The organism is Bacteroides sp. AM16-13 (assembly GCF_003602705.1).
GTDB lineage: Bacteria > Bacteroidota > Bacteroidia > Bacteroidales > Bacteroidaceae > Bacteroides > Bacteroides xylanisolvens.
Map to the genome: position 1 here is coordinate 51,606 of NZ_QTLK01000013.1, position 16,072 is coordinate 67,677.

Annotated in this window: 14 protein-coding genes; 9 read left to right on the top strand and 5 right to left on the bottom strand. The window is 41.4% G+C overall.

Annotated features, from left to right (window positions below; all coding sequences use genetic code 11):
• Nucleotides 1-81: 81 nt before the first annotated feature.
• The 8 genes from mnmA (at nucleotide 82) to DW173_RS12190 (ending at nucleotide 7,869) form a co-directional block, all read left to right on the top strand.
• Nucleotides 82-1,167, top strand: a complete 1,086-nt coding sequence (gene mnmA, locus DW173_RS12155; protein ID WP_120144500.1) for a tRNA 2-thiouridine(34) synthase MnmA — start codon at nucleotides 82-84, stop codon at nucleotides 1,165-1,167.
• Between the two features lie 24 nt (nucleotides 1,168-1,191).
• Entirely contained in the window at nucleotides 1,192-2,547 is a 1,356-nt protein-coding gene (locus tag DW173_RS12160) for a S8 family peptidase (protein WP_008020460.1), read from the top strand.
• 13 nt (nucleotides 2,548-2,560) lie between these two features.
• The gene (gene xseA / locus DW173_RS12165; protein WP_004309386.1) at nucleotides 2,561-3,793 is read left to right on the top strand and encodes an exodeoxyribonuclease VII large subunit; all 1,233 of its coding nucleotides are present in this window, start codon (nucleotides 2,561-2,563) and stop codon (nucleotides 3,791-3,793) included.
• Nucleotides 3,794-3,853: 60 nt separating this feature from the next.
• On the top strand, nucleotides 3,854-4,063 hold the full coding sequence (gene xseB / locus DW173_RS12170; protein WP_004314727.1) for an exodeoxyribonuclease VII small subunit: 210 nt from the start codon (nucleotides 3,854-3,856) through the stop codon (nucleotides 4,061-4,063).
• Between the two features lie 39 nt (nucleotides 4,064-4,102).
• Nucleotides 4,103-5,134: a branched-chain amino acid aminotransferase gene (locus DW173_RS12175; RefSeq protein WP_255344217.1), complete on the top strand. Its 1,032-nt coding sequence runs from the start codon at nucleotides 4,103-4,105 to the stop codon at nucleotides 5,132-5,134.
• Between the two features lie 45 nt (nucleotides 5,135-5,179).
• Nucleotides 5,180-5,803, top strand: coding sequence for a DUF975 family protein (locus DW173_RS12180; protein ID WP_004314729.1), 624 nt, complete (start codon nucleotides 5,180-5,182; stop codon nucleotides 5,801-5,803).
• A gap of 112 nt (nucleotides 5,804-5,915) precedes the next feature.
• The gene (gene trmB / locus DW173_RS12185) at nucleotides 5,916-6,674 is read left to right on the top strand and encodes a tRNA (guanosine(46)-N7)-methyltransferase TrmB (protein ID WP_004314730.1); all 759 of its coding nucleotides are present in this window, start codon (nucleotides 5,916-5,918) and stop codon (nucleotides 6,672-6,674) included.
• Nucleotides 6,675-6,768: 94 nt separating this feature from the next.
• Nucleotides 6,769-7,869 (top strand): Mrp/NBP35 family ATP-binding protein, encoded by a 1,101-nt coding sequence (locus DW173_RS12190; protein ID WP_004309381.1) that lies wholly within the window; start codon nucleotides 6,769-6,771, stop codon nucleotides 7,867-7,869.
• A gap of 331 nt (nucleotides 7,870-8,200) precedes the next feature.
• Here the strand turns inward: DW173_RS12190 and DW173_RS12195 are convergent, their stop codons facing one another.
• From DW173_RS12195 to DW173_RS12205, 3 genes are all read right to left on the bottom strand, one after another.
• Nucleotides 8,201-10,114, bottom strand: coding sequence for a TlpA family protein disulfide reductase (locus tag DW173_RS12195; RefSeq protein ID WP_004307827.1), 1,914 nt, complete (start codon nucleotides 10,112-10,114; stop codon nucleotides 8,201-8,203).
• A 191-nt stretch (nucleotides 10,115-10,305) separates the two neighbouring features.
• The gene (locus DW173_RS12200) at nucleotides 10,306-12,123 is read right to left on the bottom strand and encodes a M56 family metallopeptidase (protein ID WP_120144501.1); all 1,818 of its coding nucleotides are present in this window, start codon (nucleotides 12,121-12,123) and stop codon (nucleotides 10,306-10,308) included.
• An 18-nt stretch (nucleotides 12,124-12,141) separates the two neighbouring features.
• On the bottom strand, nucleotides 12,142-12,507 hold the full coding sequence (locus tag DW173_RS12205; protein ID WP_004305524.1) for a BlaI/MecI/CopY family transcriptional regulator: 366 nt from the start codon (nucleotides 12,505-12,507) through the stop codon (nucleotides 12,142-12,144).
• Nucleotides 12,508-12,905: 398 nt separating this feature from the next.
• On the opposite strand from DW173_RS12205, the gene DW173_RS12210 reads away from it, so the two are divergent.
• Nucleotides 12,906-13,475, top strand: a complete 570-nt coding sequence (locus DW173_RS12210) for a porin family protein (RefSeq protein WP_004314733.1) — start codon at nucleotides 12,906-12,908, stop codon at nucleotides 13,473-13,475.
• Between the two features lie 154 nt (nucleotides 13,476-13,629).
• On the opposite strand, the gene DW173_RS12215 is transcribed toward DW173_RS12210, so the two are convergent.
• Together DW173_RS12215 and DW173_RS12220 are read right to left on the bottom strand one after the other, a co-directional pair.
• The gene (locus tag DW173_RS12215; protein WP_049701821.1) at nucleotides 13,630-14,889 is read right to left on the bottom strand and encodes an ABC transporter permease; all 1,260 of its coding nucleotides are present in this window, start codon (nucleotides 14,887-14,889) and stop codon (nucleotides 13,630-13,632) included.
• Nucleotides 14,890-16,071 carry an ABC transporter permease gene (locus DW173_RS12220; RefSeq protein WP_032811697.1) on the bottom strand — a complete coding sequence of 394 codons (1,182 nt, stop codon included), beginning with the start codon at nucleotides 16,069-16,071 and terminating at the stop codon, nucleotides 14,890-14,892.
• Nucleotide 16,072 lies beyond the last annotated feature (1 nt).

Here is a 16,072-nt window from a genome sequence, read left to right on the forward strand (position 1 = left end):
TATAAGGATTTTCTTTCAGAAAAGCAACTTTTCTCTTTGAAATCTCGTACATTTGTAACCATGTAAATTTTCAAAATTCGAATGGAAGAACGAAACAAGAGAGTATTGGTAGGTATGAGTGGTGGCATAGACAGCACCGCTACCTGCTTGATGCTGCAAGAACAAGGATATGAGATTGTAGGAGTTACCATGCGTGTGTGGGGAGATGAACCGCAGGACGCCAGGGAGTTAGCAGAACGGATGGGGATTGAATATTATGTGGCAGATGAGCGTATTCCTTTTAAAGAGACCATCGTAAAAAACTTCATAGACGAATATAAGCAGGGGCGTACACCGAATCCGTGTGTGATGTGCAATCCGTTGTTTAAGTTTCGTGTTTTGACGGAGTGGGCGGATAAGTTGAATTGTGCATGGGTAGCTACCGGACATTATTCGCGATTGGAAGAGAAAAACGGAAACATTTATATAGTAGCCGGAGACGATGATAAGAAAGATCAGTCGTATTTTCTCTGGAGATTGGGGCAGGATGTGCTGAAACGTTGCATTTTCCCGTTGGGAGATTATACGAAAGTAAAGGTCCGTGAGTATCTTGCGGAGAAAGGATATGAAGCAAAGTCGAAAGAAGGAGAAAGTATGGAAGTCTGCTTTATTAAGGGAGATTACCGTGATTTTCTTCGTGAACAGTGCCCCGAACTGGATAGTGAAATCGGACCGGGATGGTTTGTTAACTCTGAAGGAGTAAAACTGGGGAAACATAAAGGAGCACCTTATTATACGATTGGCCAACGAAAAGGACTGGAGATCGCTTTAGGAAAGCCTGCTTATGTGTTGAAAATCAATCCGCAGAAAAATACGGTGATGCTTGGAGATGCCGACCAATTGGAAACTGAATACATGTTGGCGGAGCAGGATAAGATTGTGGATGAACGGGAACTGTTCGGGTGTGAGAATCTGACAGTGCGGATTCGTTATCGCAGTCGTCCGATTCCCTGTCGGGTGAAAAGACTGGAAGACGGACGTTTGTTGGTCCGTTTCCTCGAAACGGCTTCAGCCATTGCTCCCGGACAATCTGCTGTGTTTTATGATGGAAGACGGGTGCTGGGAGGAGCTTTCATCGCTTCCCAAAGAGGAATCGGGCTGGTGATTATAGAAAATGAAGAATTATGATTGATTAAAATAGAAAGATAACTTATGAAGAAGTTTATAGTATTGATTCTCGCTCTAAATCTGTATCTGGGGGTATCTGCCCAATTTACTCCGGGAGATACCTTAAAATACCGGATTAGTCTGAAAGACAAAGCGGCTACGGACTATTCCTTGCAAAAACCGGAAAAGTATTTGTCTAAGAAATCTATAGAACGGAGAAAGAAACAGGGATTGCCCATTGATTCTACCGATTTACCGGTTTGCAGGACGTATGTAGATGCCATACGAAAGACTGGTGTTCATGTACTTGTGACCGGGAAATGGGATAATTTCGTTACTGTTTCTTGTAATGACAGTACCTTAATCAGCGAAATAGCTCAACTGCCTTTTGTACGTTCTACAGAAAGAGTGTGGAAAGGTATCACGCAAAGAGCATTTCAAAGAGACTCACTGATAAATAAACCGTTGCGCACCGATAGCCTTTACGGTCCTGCAATCACGCAAGCGGCTATGAGCCGCGTCGATCTCCTGCATGATGCAGGCTTTAAGGGACAGGGAATGACCATTGCCGTGATTGATGCCGGCTTCCATAATGTGGATAAGATTGATGCCATGAAAAATATCCGTATTCTCGGTGTGCGTGACTTTGTGAATCCGGAGGCAGATATTTATGCAGAAAGCAGTCATGGAATGTCTGTATTGTCCTGTATGGCTATGAACCAGCCGCATGTGATGATTGGCACTGCTCCTGAAGCTTCTTATTGGTTGCTGCGTAGTGAAGACGAATATTCGGAAAATTTGGTAGAGCAGGATTATTGGGCGGCAGCCATCGAGTTTGCCGATAGTGTAGGAGTGGATTTAGTGAATACATCGCTTGGTTACTACTCATTTGATGATCCTACGAAGAATTATAGATACCGTGACTTGAATGGGCATTATGCATTGATGTCCCGTGAAGCTGCGAAGGCTGCCGATAAAGGAATGGTCGTTGTGTGCAGTGCCGGAAATTCGGGCGCGGGTTCGTGGAAGAAGATTACTCCTCCGGGAGATGCGGAGAATATCATAACTGTAGGAGCTGTAACAAAAAGAGGAGAACTGGCGCCGTTTTCTTCTGTAGGAAATACGGCTGACGGGCGTGTGAAGCCGGACGTAGTGGCTGTCGGTTTAAATTCGGATGTGATGGGAACGGATGGAAATCTTCGTCGCGCCAATGGAACCTCTTTTGCTTCTCCGATTATGTGCGGTATGGTAGCTTGTTTGTGGCAGGCTTGTCCGAAGCTGACGGCAAAGCAGATTATTGATTTGGTGCGTCAGTCAGGTGACAGAGCTGATTTCCCGGATAATATATATGGATATGGTATTCCCGATTTGTGGAAAGCATATCAATCAACTCAACGTTAACTGTTCTTTTTTTATGGATTCTCTTTCCCTTTTAGAACTGAATTCACTTGTCCGCCGTAGTCTGGAGCAATGCCTGCCCGATGAATATTGGATACAGGCAGAGTTGAGCGATGTCCGTTCCAATACGACGGGGCATTGTTATCTGGAATTTGTGCAGAAAGATCCTCGTAGTAATAATCTCGTAGCCAAAGCACGGGGGATGATTTGGAATAATATCTACCGCTTGCTGAAACCCTATTTTGAGGAAAGCACCGGACAACTATTTACCTCCGGTATTAAAGTGCTGGTGAAAGTAACTGTTCAGTTTCATGAGTTATACGGTTACAGTTTGACGGTGCTTGATATTGATCCTGCTTACACGTTGGGAGATATGGCTCGCCGTCGTCGGGAAATATTATTGCAGTTGGAAGAGGAGGGAGTCTTGACGTTGAATAAAGAACTTGAAATGCCGGTTCTTCCCCAACGTGTTGCCGTCATTTCTTCGGCTACCGCAGCCGGATATGGAGATTTCTGCCATCAGTTACAGCACAATCCGGGCGGATTCTATTTTTATACAGAACTTTTTCCGGCTTTAATGCAAGGCAATCAAGTTGAAGAGTCTGTATTGGCGGCTTTAGACCGTATCAATGCCCGCATCAATGAATTTGACGTAGTGGTCATTATTCGTGGCGGTGGGGCTACTTCCGATTTATCCGGTTTTGATACTTATCTACTAGCAGCTGCATGTGCGCAATTTCCATTACCTATCATTACCGGTATTGGTCATGAACGCGATGATACAGTCCTTGACTCTGTAGCTCATACCCGGGTAAAGACTCCTACGGCTGCTGCCGAGCTTCTGATTCATCAGGTAACGGAAGTAGCAGAGCATCTGGAAGAATTATCTGTACGTCTTCAACAGGGAGCTTATATGCTTCTTGAGCAGGAACAACGAAGGTTGGAGGCGCTCCAAATCCGTATTCCCAATCTTGTTCACCGCAAACTTGCGGATGCTCGTTTTTCTTTGCTGGCAGCAAAGAAGGATTTGTCACAAGTGGCGAAAGCATTGTTGGCCCGTCAGTCTCACCGGTTGGAACTTTTACAACAGCGAATAGCAGACGCCTCTCCGGATAAACTCTTGAGCCGGGGATACAGTATTACAATCAAAGACGGGAAAGCGGTGACGGATGCATCTTCGCTGAAACCGGGAGATCGCTTGACAACCCGGTTGCTGAAAGGAGAAGTGCAATCTGTGGTGGAAAAGTAACTATCCGTCGACTGTTTATTTGTAAGAACATTCATCATTAACCATTAAATATCAATCATCGTGGCAGCAAAAAAAGAAACATATTCCCAAGCAATGGAACGTCTCGAAAAGATCGTTCGCCAGATAGATAATAACGAACTGGATATCGACATTTTGAGTGAGAAAATAAAAGAAGCCAATGAGATTATTGCCTTTTGCAAGGATAAACTGACAAAAGCCGACCGGGAAGTCGAAAAATTATTGCAAGAAAAGAGGCTATCTGAAGAATAAAAGTTATTTTTGCGTTTCAATGCAATAGAAAATAAACTAATACATAACAATATGAAAGAAATAGACTGGGCGAATCTGTCATTCGGATACATGAAGACAGATTACAATGTGAGAATTAACTTCCGTAATGGTGCATGGGGGGAATTAGAGGTTAGTAGTGATGAACACCTTAATTTGCACATGGCGGCAACCTGTTTACACTATGGTCAGGAAGCCTTTGAAGGGTTGAAAGCATTCCGTGGAAAGGATGGTAAAGTACGTATTTTCCGTTTGGAAGAAAACGCAGCCCGTCTGCAATCTACTTGCCAGGGAATTCTGATGGCAGAACTTCCGACAGAACGGTTTAAAGAAGCAATTTTGAAAGTCGTAAAACTGAATGAACGTTTTATCCCTCCTTATGAAACCGGTGCTTCTCTTTACATTCGTCCGCTATTGATCGGAACAAGTGCCCAAGTAGGCGTACATCCTGCTGAAGAGTATATGTTTGTAGTGTTCGTAACTCCGGTAGGTCCGTATTTCAAGGGTGGTTTTTCTACCAATCCGTACGTTATCATTCGTGAGTTCGATCGTGCCGCTCCTCATGGAACAGGTATTTATAAAGTAGGTGGCAACTATGCAGCCAGTCTTCGTGCTAATAAGAAAGCACACGATCTGGGGTATTCCTGCGAGTTCTATCTCGATGCGAAAGAAAAGAAATATATTGATGAATGTGGTGCTGCCAACTTCTTCGGTATTAAAGATAATACTTATATCACTCCGAAATCAACTTCTATTCTGCCTTCTATTACCAATAAGAGTTTGATGCAGTTGGCAGAAGACATGGGTATCAAAGTGGAACGCCGTCCGATACCGGAAGAAGAATTGGAAACGTTTGAAGAAGCAGGTGCTTGTGGTACTGCCGCAGTAATCAGCCCGATTCAGCGTATCGATGATTTGGAAAACGGAAAATCATACGTTATCTCTAAAGATGGTAAGCCGGGACCTATCTGTACAAAATTGTACAATAAGCTGCGTGGAATTCAGTATGGCGACGAGCCGGATACACATGGCTGGGTGACGATTGTAGAATGACGATATATTATGAAATAACACATTTATCAATTAATATTATTCACTATGTTAAAACTAAACTCAGAACTGCGTGCTCAGGCGCGTGAGGCACTTCGAGGAAAGTGGCCTATGGCAGCCGTTGCTGCACTTATTTATTCAGTTATTGCCGGTGGATTATCTGCTATTCCTGTGATTGGCGGATTATGTTCATTGTTTGTCGGACTACCGGTTGCATACGGTTTTACTATTGTAATGCTTGGTGTATGTAGAGGCAAAGACATTGACTTTGGTGTTTTGTTCGAAGGTTTCCAGGATTATGGGCGTATTTTTGTAACTATGTTGCTTCAGACTGTCTATACAGTTTTGTGGTCATTATTGCTGGTTATACCGGGTATCATTAAGTCTTATTCTTATGCAATGACATCTTTTATCTTGAAAGATGAACCGGAAATGAAAAACAATGCAGCTATTGAGAAAAGTATGGCTATGATGGAAGGGAACAAGATGAAGTTGTTCATGCTTGATTTAAGCTTCATTGGTTGGGCTATCCTTTGTATTTTTACTTTTGGTATCGGATTTCTTTTCCTGCAACCGTATGTTGCTATTTCCCGTGCAGCTTTCTATGAAGATTTGAAAGCACAACAAGGTGGAAATGTAGAAGTAAACGTTGAGGTGAATGTTGAGATTTAATAACACGAATCATTCAATATTATAGAAGAATGGAGCATAGAGAAATCTGTGCTCCATTTCTTTTTGTCGGTTGCGTCAAAATCAGTACCTTTGCGGCCTAATCAGGATTGATATGGGAAAGAATAAATTAGAAAAGTTTGCCGATATGGCGAGTTATCCACACGTGTTCGAATATCCTTATTCGGCGGTAGATAACGTGCCTTTTGACATGAAGGGAAAATGGCATGAGGAGTTTTTTAAAAACGATCATCCGATTGTGCTCGAACTAGGCTGCGGACGTGGTGAGTACACCGTCGGCTTGGGTAAAATGTTTCCCGAAAAGAACTTTATAGCAGTTGATATAAAAGGTGCCCGTATGTGGACGGGAGCAACGGAATCATTACAGGCCGGAATGAAGAATGTCGCTTTTCTGCGTACCAATATTGAAATCATTGAACGTTTTTTTGCCGAAGGCGAAGTAAGTGAAATATGGCTTACCTTCTCTGACCCGCAAATGAAGAAAGCAACCAAGCGATTGACTTCTACCTATTTTATGGAACGGTACCGTAAATTCTTACAGCCGAATGGTATTATCCACCTGAAAACGGACAGCAACTTCATGTTTACCTATACAAAATACATGATTGAAGCAAATCGTCTTCCCGTTGAGTTTATGACCGAAGATTTATATCATTCCGATTTGGTAGATGATATTCTCGGTATCAAGACTTATTATGAACAACAATGGCTCGATCGTGGTTTAGCTATTAAGTATATCAAATTCCGGCTTCCGCAGGAAGGTCAATTGCAAGAACCGGATGTAGAAATAGAACTTGATCCTTATCGTAGTTACAATCGTAGCAAACGTAGCGGATTAAGTACAAGTAAATAGTTTTGTGCAGTAACAATCGCCCTTAAAGTGAACTGACACTTAATCGAATGGTGATTTTAAATTGTAAATAGTAAATCGTCAAATAGTAAATAAAATGACTCTCTATCCTAAATTGATATTAGATGCATTGGCAACGGTGCGTTATCCCGGTACGGGAAAGAATCTGGTGGAAGCGGAGATGGTTGCCGATAATCTCCGTATTGATGGCATGACTGTCAGCTTCTCATTGATCTTTGAGAAACCGACTGATCCGTTTATGAAATCAATGTTGAAGGCTGCGGAAACAGCTATTCACACGTATGTTTCTCCTGATGTGCAGGTAACGATCACAGCGGAAAGTAAACAAGCTGCCCGTCCGGAAGTTGGCAAGCTCCTTCCGCAAGTGAAGAATATAGTCGGCATATCTTCCGGTAAAGGTGGAGTAGGCAAGTCTACGGTGTCTGCGAATCTGGCTGTTGCTTTGGCTAAATTAGGTTATAAAGTAGGTTTGCTTGATGCTGATATTTTTGGTCCTTCTATGCCGAAGATGTTTCAGGTGGAAGATGCACGCCCTTATGCTGAACGTATCGACGGTCGTGACATGATTATTCCGGTAGAAAAATATGGAGTGAAATTATTATCTATCGGTTTCTTTGTCGATCCGGATCAGGCAACTTTGTGGCGTGGTGGAATGGCTAGTAATGCGTTGAAACAGTTGATTGCTGATGCAGCTTGGGGAGAGTTGGATTATTTTCTGATAGACCTTCCTCCCGGAACCAGTGATATTCATTTGACAGTTGTTCAAACGCTGGCCATGACAGGGGCGATTGTTGTCAGCACTCCGCAGGCAGTGGCTTTGGCAGATGCCCGTAAGGGAATCAATATGTTTACCAATGATAAGGTAAATGTACCTATCCTTGGTTTGGTTGAAAATATGGCTTGGTTTACTCCTGCCGAACTTCCCGAAAATAAATACTATATCTTCGGAAAAGAAGGCGCAAAGAAATTGGCTGAAGAGATGAATGTTCCTTTGTTGGGACAGATACCTATCGTACAAAGCATTTGCGAAGGGGGAGATAATGGTACACCTGTTGCGTTGGATGAAGATTCCGTAACCGGACGTGCTTTCTTATCCCTGGCTGCCAGTGTCGTTCGCCAAGTAGATCGACGGAATGTAGAGATGGCGCCGACTCAAATCGTGGAAATGCATAAATAAGTGGAATCTGGAGTTGGATAGCTTTGCAGTAAGTTATCCATAGGATATAAAACGAGCCTCTGTAGTCTTTTCAAAGACTATGGAGGCTCGTTTATTTATTGATTTTTAGGATTACGTATTCTTGCAAAATAATCTTATATTATAATCCGCGTAATCCGTGCCTAAATATATTATATAAACTAATTATGATGACATACTTATGTAGCAATTGTTGTTGGCGGATTTTCCTCTACAAGATAGTGACGCTATCCGATAGAAATAGTGACGGTATCATTATCATATACCGTCACTATCCTAAGCATATACCGTCACTATCTTTTTAACGTTCGAGTTACTTATTCAAAGCTTTCATAAGCTCTTTTTTCATGGTGTCTACTCCGGGAAATCCAGTTTGCTTGAAAGTAATATTACCCTCCGGATCAACAACAAAATAAGTGGGAACTCCCCGGATATTGAAGCTGGACATCAGAAAACTCCATTGTTCATTTGTCACACGGAAATGCTCACCATGAATGTCGGTAATCATATTTTCCCAAGTGCCTTTGGGTGAAGTTTCGCCTGTGATGTAGAGGTAGATAATATCCTTGTCTTTTAATTCCTCTTTCATTGGAGTAATGGCTTTATTGGCTGTGCGACAAGGGCCACACCAAGTTGCCCAAAAATCGACTAACAACGTGTGTCCACGGAATTTAGAGATAATGGATGGGAATAAGTCCTCATTGGAGACTTGTCCCGTCTCGTTTACAGTGAAGCCTGTCTTTCTTTTGTTTAATTCTATTTTCTTTATTATTTCTTTGTTCGTTTGGGTAAGCATCTCTGCGTATGCCGGGGAAGAAAAAGTTTTTAGTTCGGCATTCTGCTCTGTTGTTAACGGGGTAAAATCCTTTATGGATTGATACAGCTTATTAAATTTAATGTTATCGAATAAGGGTCCCTGTCCCGTTCCCAGTGTCTCTTTAAGTACATCTAAAGAATTTGGCAGAAAACTTATCAAGTATATTGTTGATGCGTAATATTTACCGTATAGCGCTTTCAGAGTGTTGATAGAAGTGAACTCTTTCAATATGTCATAGTATCCTGTAGGAATATCAATGCGGGTATTGTAGAAATAGTCGTCGGTCTGTTCTTTATTCAGTTTATTAACAGTGATATATGCTGATTTTAGTTCTCTCTCCGTCATGGCGATTTTACCAGTCGCTGCCAGATCTACCTGAATATTTAATAGCTCTTTACACGCATTGCTGTATGGGGATTGTGCAATTTCTTTTCGAATGGATGGAAGACGCTCCAATACATAAGCCTTGTATTCATCTGCGCTTTTCCCGGCAATGTCGTTGTACATATCCATGTAATAAACGCTTTTCAATACAATATCTATATCTACGGAAGCTAATTCTTGTTGCAGACTAGCCAGATAACCATTAAAGTATACAGGTTCTCCATACGTTTTATCCTTTTTTTGCAGATGCGCCTGTCTACGGCATAGTTCCTTTGTATTGATGATGAGCGATGTCTCTTCGTTGGGAGCTATCAGACACTCGATCCAGCCAAAAGGAAGTTCTAATGCTACACTTGTAACGGACGCTACTTTGACCTCCGCCTGAAAAGTGCCGTCTTCTTTGATCTTTATGATATTCTGTTCGTTGTGGACATTCAATGCAGGACTTTCTATATGCATCTTCATTTGTTGCATCATCTCTTTTTGATAGTCCAGTATTTTTCCTTTAAGTGTAGCAGTCCCATAAACCAACTTTGGAGTAGGCAATATCGCTTTCTTATTTATTTTGTGTACGACTGCTTCTTTGGGAAGTTTTTGTTTATAGAATGTATCTTTGTCTAATTGTATTCCCCATATCTTATAGGCCCCGTCGAAGTCTCCTTCCGAGAAATCCAGACTGGTTACATTTTCAGGTATTGGGGGAAATAAGAGTTGAAACTCCGCTTCTCCCGATTCCGGCATCCAGAATTCCTTATCCAATGTGATTCCAACTCCCTTTCGGATGGGATAAAGCATTCCATTATTATCTTTCAGAAAACTGCCCGTTGCTATTTTAATCCAGTATTTCGGACGATAAAAAGCCTTTATATACACTGTTGTCACGGTATCACTCATGACAATTTTATCAATCTCAATACTATTGGAGCTCCATGCTAGAAAAGGAGGCCGCTCGATAACTCTGTCTTTGGCTTGTATGGTGCAGATTGTGCAGAATATTAAACCGATAATCCATGCGAATCTTTTCATGTGAATAATGTTTTATTACACGAACAAATATAAGGATCTTTTTATAACTATCCTTGTAAAAAACGGAAAAAGAAATGACTTTTTTCAGCACCGGGGAAAGATACGTCCGGCACCGGGGAGGAGAGGGTTCCCCACCGATGAACGCCCCGTTCCTCACCGATGAGGAAAGGGAGCGGTATCGGGGAAGTTATTTATTGTAACCGGAACGTGATAGGGAGGGTATACTTAACAGGGACAGCCTGTCCTTTTTGCATTCCCGGTTCCCATTTAGGCATGTTTCCCACTACACGGATGGCTTCTGCATCCAGTGACGGAGATACGCTACGTAATACTTTTACGTTTGACAAACTACCGTCTGTTCCGATAATCATTTGTATGATTACCCTGCCTTGTTCTTTGTTTTTTTGAGCAATGACAGGATATTTGATACTTCTAGCAAGATAACGCATCAACCCGGCTTGTCCCTCCGGGAATTTGGGCATTGTTTCTACTACAGTGAAAGCCTGATCTGTGTTTTCTCCTTTCACACCTACTGCACCGGGAGTTGAATCTTCCTGTGGACCGTATCCCACTACAACTACTTCGTCCAGATCAGACTGCTTGATCTCTTCCGCTTTGGGGGTGGGGGGATCGGATAGTCTGAAAGCAACGGGAACTGTAAATCTTACATTTACTGCTTCCCCTCTTTGTTTTCCAGGTTGCCATTTAGGCATGGCAGCAATGACACGCATGGCTTCTTTGTCGAGATACGGATTGACACTTCGTTCTACTTTTGTGTCGGCTATACTTCCGTCCTTTTTAACAGTAAAGCTTACAATTACACGTCCTTGTGCACCGATTGCATGTGCTTCAGCCGGATATTTGACATTTTTCGACAAGTAATCCATCAATGCCTTCATCCCTCCCGGAAAATCCGGCATTTCTTCTACAACCTGAAAAACAACAGAATCCGGTACATTCTTGATTTGTGTTTCCGTTACTTCCTTTCCTTTTGTACCTTGCGGAAGAGTGATTTCTTGAATTTCTCTTGTAGAAAGTTCGGGAATATTTGTGGTTTCAGCTTGCATGGCAACTTCTTCTGTTATTTGTCCCATCATTTCTTTTGCAAATTTTTCAGTAGTACGTGCTACCATTTCGATGTTACTGACAATCATCAAGATGGCAGCCAAGGGAAGAAACATCAGATATTTTGTTCTTCCTATTTCTTTCGTTCTTCGTTTATTCATCATTTTAATACGATTTTTGAGTGGTAAAACATTGAAACTATTTGATAAATTTGCTGCAGCCTTGTGATGTGCCAGTCCCAATAAGTGGTACTGGTATGATTTACTATCATGTCCCGTCTCTAATACACGATGGTCTGCCATGTATTCGAGGTTTCCTCTGACTTCCCGTTTCATTAACCAGATAAATGGGTTGAACCAGCAGAATATACACATTATTTCGCTGAAAAGCACATCCACCGAGTGGTATTGTCGGGCATGGGTCTCTTCATGCGTAATGATTTCACTGATTTCAGATTCCGTATGTGATTGCGGGTGTATGAATATCCAGTGGAAGAAAGAAAAAGGACCTGTTTCTTTTTTTAATAGATGTACGCGTACTCCTTGTATATTGCTTTTTGAGCATTGGAAATGCAATCGGATGATGCTACCCAGTTGTGCGAAGAAACGTGCGGTAAGTAATAACATTCCGCTCCAATAAATAATTTTAGCGAACTGCATGATAACCTCTTGCCAATTTATGACAGTCTCTTGTGTAGGAGTCACAACTTGCTCCGGAAGCAGGATGGTTGCATAAAGATCTGCCATTGCCACCATCGGTTCGTGAGCTTTTATCCATCCCTGAATATTCAATAGGGGATAAAGCATGGAGATGGCAAAGAAACATAGCAAAGCCATCCTACGCCAATGGAAGAAGGTGTCTTTATGGAAAAACAACCGATAGAATGCATAGAACAGAGCTATCGCTACATTTATCTTTAGAAAATAAGCTAGTTCCGGAGTCATGGTGATGAATGTTTTCTATTAATTTTCTTTTCCTTTTTCAATGAGTTCGATAATATCTTTGAGATCATCGGTCGAAATTTTCTGGTCTTTGGCAAAGAAAGAAACCATTTCTTTGTAAGAGTTCTCAAAGTAGTTACGAACTACGCCACTCATAAAATGGCGTTTATATTCATTTTCGCGAATGGCAGGAGTATATTGGTAGGTATTACCCACACGTTTCGGTGTGACATATCCTTTCCGCTCGAGGTTCTTTACGATAGATGCTACTGTGGTATAAGGAGGTGCCGGTTGCGTATACTTTGCAACAATGTCTTTTACGAAACAGCATTGTAACTCCCAAATGTAGATCATTACTTCTTCTTCTTGTATAGTTAACTTTTCCATGGAGATGTTGTTTAATTACGAATACTTCGCAAATCTACGAATATTTCGTAAACAAGCAATAGCTAGTCGGTTAATAATTGTAAATGTATAAATCTTGCAAGAATATTTTAATTGCATTGTTATTCGGAAATTATTTAAGCATAAAAAAAGACCGGATGAACATTATTTTTTTCTATATAGTCACTCTTTAATAACCTTTATGCAAAAAATAGACTATCAAGGATTTTTTTATATAAAATAAATGAAATATATTTGCGGCTACAAAACATACGTTAAATACGGAAGGGTGTGTTTCAATACTTTAATCGGTTGCGAATAATTCCCCACACTTCAAACAGAACTATTAACTAACAATGCCAACCAAAGGGAAGAGGAAGGCAAACTAAAAAATGAATGATATGAAAAAAGGTTTGATTTTTGTGCTATTTGCACTTGTTTCTATCGTTTCTTATTCTCAGATTTCTTGGAATGCCAAAGTTGGTATGAACATGAGTAACTTTACTGGGGATATGGATACTGACATGAGGATTGGATTCAATGTAGGCGTTGGCATGGAATATCAGTTCTCTGATATGTGGTCTATTCAACCTTCGTTGATGTTCACTCAAAAAGGTGCTAAACAGGATGAAGTGAAAATGAATCCAATGTATTTGGAGATTCCGGTATTGGCTGCTGCAAGATTTGCAATTGCTGATAACCAGAATATTGTAGTGAAAGCTGGTCCTTATTTTGCATTTGGTATTGCTGGTAAGTGTAAAATTGGTGATGAAAAAATTGATTTCTTTGGTGACGGTGATGATCAATTTGGAGCAAAAAGATTTGATGCAGGTCTCGGTGTAGGCGTTGCTTATGAAATTAATAAATTCTTTATTGACTTATCAGGAGAATTTGGTTTGGCTAAATTGGCTGATGGTGACGGTGCACCGAAGAACATGAACTTCTCTATTGGCGTAGGTTACAAGTTCTAAACTTATTATACTCTCTTTATAATATCTCTAAAATCCCTCGTTCTATACTCTCTTGGAACGGGGGATTTTTTTATATCCTTATTAATAAAAAGAAAAACGGCATATCCCATTGAAAGGATACACCGTTAATTCTCTCTCTTGTAATTCTTACTCATTAATCACTTATCTGCTTGGATAAGTTTGCTTTCTCTTTTAATTCTTTGTATCGCTCTATTGCATGTTTGCGGCTCATTAGTATTTGCCAGCGGTATACCCAACAGGTGGTAAGGAAATAAATGCCGGCTTGCAACCATAAAGCCTTATATTCAAAAGCTACTTCACTAAGAGTAGCTCCCATATTATTGATTTTTACAAAGCCGTTAATTCCAAAGGTAGAGGGGAAGATGTAAGATACATACTTCCAAAACGGGGGAATAGCTGCTCCCGGCCAAGAGATTCCGGAAATAAATAACAAGGGGACTGACGTGAATACAAAAATCAGCATACACGTTTCCCGGTTGCGAATGGCAATAGAAGCTGTCATCGCAAAGAAAATACAAGCCGCAAGATAGGGGACAACGAATAATATTAATGAACTGGGTTGCCCAATTTGGTTGAGGCTAAATAATCTTGGTACCACATAAAGTACGTAGAAAGCTACCAATATATAAACCAGGAAATAACTCAAGCCTTTTCCTAATACAATTCGCAGCGTTCCGTTGTAATGGCGGTTAATAGGCACGAGATCCTTAAACCTGTTATTTTCACGAGCTGTACCTGCAGCGAGACCGATGCCGAGTAATAATGTTTGTTGGATAATCAATACCAATACTGCAGGAATTAGGAAAGCGGCGAATCCGGCAGTCGGGTTGAAAATGGAAATCTCTTCATATTCGATCGGATAAGCGGTGATTTCATCCTGCCGGTCGGTTGTATTTCCACTGCGTGCAATCTTGATGTCCTTATTCATATTCAGAGAAACCGCTGTGTTGGCAAGAAGCATCGATTTATAATACAACAATCCGCTCATGTCGCAATAGATGCTCACTTGTGTCTGTTTTCCTTTGGCAATATTGTCACTAAAATCCGAAGGGATATAAATGATACCGTATGCACGCCGGTTTTTCAGCATTTGTTTAGCTTCTTCCATATCGGCACAGTAGGAGACGATTTGAATATCGGGTGTAGCATCTACCTTGCGGAGATATTCGCGGCTAAGAGATGAATGTGAATCATCTACAACAACAGCAGGAACTTCACGCACTACTTCGTTATCATAGATGAAACTATATAGCAACGGATAACCTAACGGGACGAGTATAAAGAATATCAGTACCCCCTGGTCGCGGAAAGTTGTCTGAAACTCCCGTTTCCAGATATAAAACAGGTCATTGATGCCTTGAGCTATCTTATCTTTTAATTTTATATCTTTCATTTAGGGTATATATTTATAGTAAACCAATGCTTCCTTCAGGCGGTGAACCACGAAGAAGGGGAGCATCATAAATATTAATAGTGCCATATAGTTGGTCCATGAGTAAGCCATACTATATCCGTTGAGCGCCTGATCCACGTAAATAAGGAAATAGTGCCGCAAAGGAAATAGATTGCTCAAAGCCTGTAAAACAGGATGCATAGCCATGACCGGGAATGAAAAACCGGAAATGGAGAACGATATGACTCCCCACAGGGAAGCAAAACTTAATCCGAGTCGTAGAGTCGGCAGGGTTCCTATCATGACAATACCACAACATTGGGATGCCAGTACAAGACAAAGCGTGGCAAATATCATCGGAAATATACCGCTGTTGCAAGGAAAATGCAGGAATCCATACAGGTATACGTTATAAAATATACCCATGATGAAAAAGATTACGGTGTGGGGAAGCAACTTCCCGGCCAATGCAATATAAATGGAGTTGTTACTCATTCGTAACCATTCGCGAGCCGTACGATCTTTGATTTCTACACCGATTGAATAGACAGTTACCATAAATATTAATAGCATGAGTACTCCCGGTATCAGTGTATTGCATAAGTATACCGAATAGTTCAGCCACGGATTATTCAGTGGGTGTGTATCGATAACAATCGGTTGCAGATATGCCATAGCCTGATCCTCTGTTGCACCTTTGGCATATAACATAGTCCTTGCAGCAGCTCCCGAAGTGAGTTCTCCCATCATTTTCATGTCTCTGAACAATAGGGAGCCTGCAATCAGGTAGGAGTAATTGGTGTAGAAGGAGATTGTCGGTTGTCGTTGGCTCTGTGCCTCTGCCGATAAACCTTTGGGAAGGTAGAAGAATCCGTAGATTTTTCCCTCTTGCATGGCAATGCGTGCATCTGTCACATTACTGTAATGAGCTACAACCCCTGTCTGTGAAAAAGCATCCAGGTTGCGGACAATATTGCGGGAGGTGGACGAATCATCCATGTCTACCACTCCTGCAGGAAGATCCTTGGGAAGTCCCGAATCCATTAAGGTGGTGAAGAATATATAGCAAAACAGTGGGGCAATGACCATACAGAAGAGGTAGAGCGGGCGTGAAACCAACCGCCGGCACTCTCTTTGCATGACCTGCCACAGGGCTATATATTTCTTTTCTCTCTCTCTCATG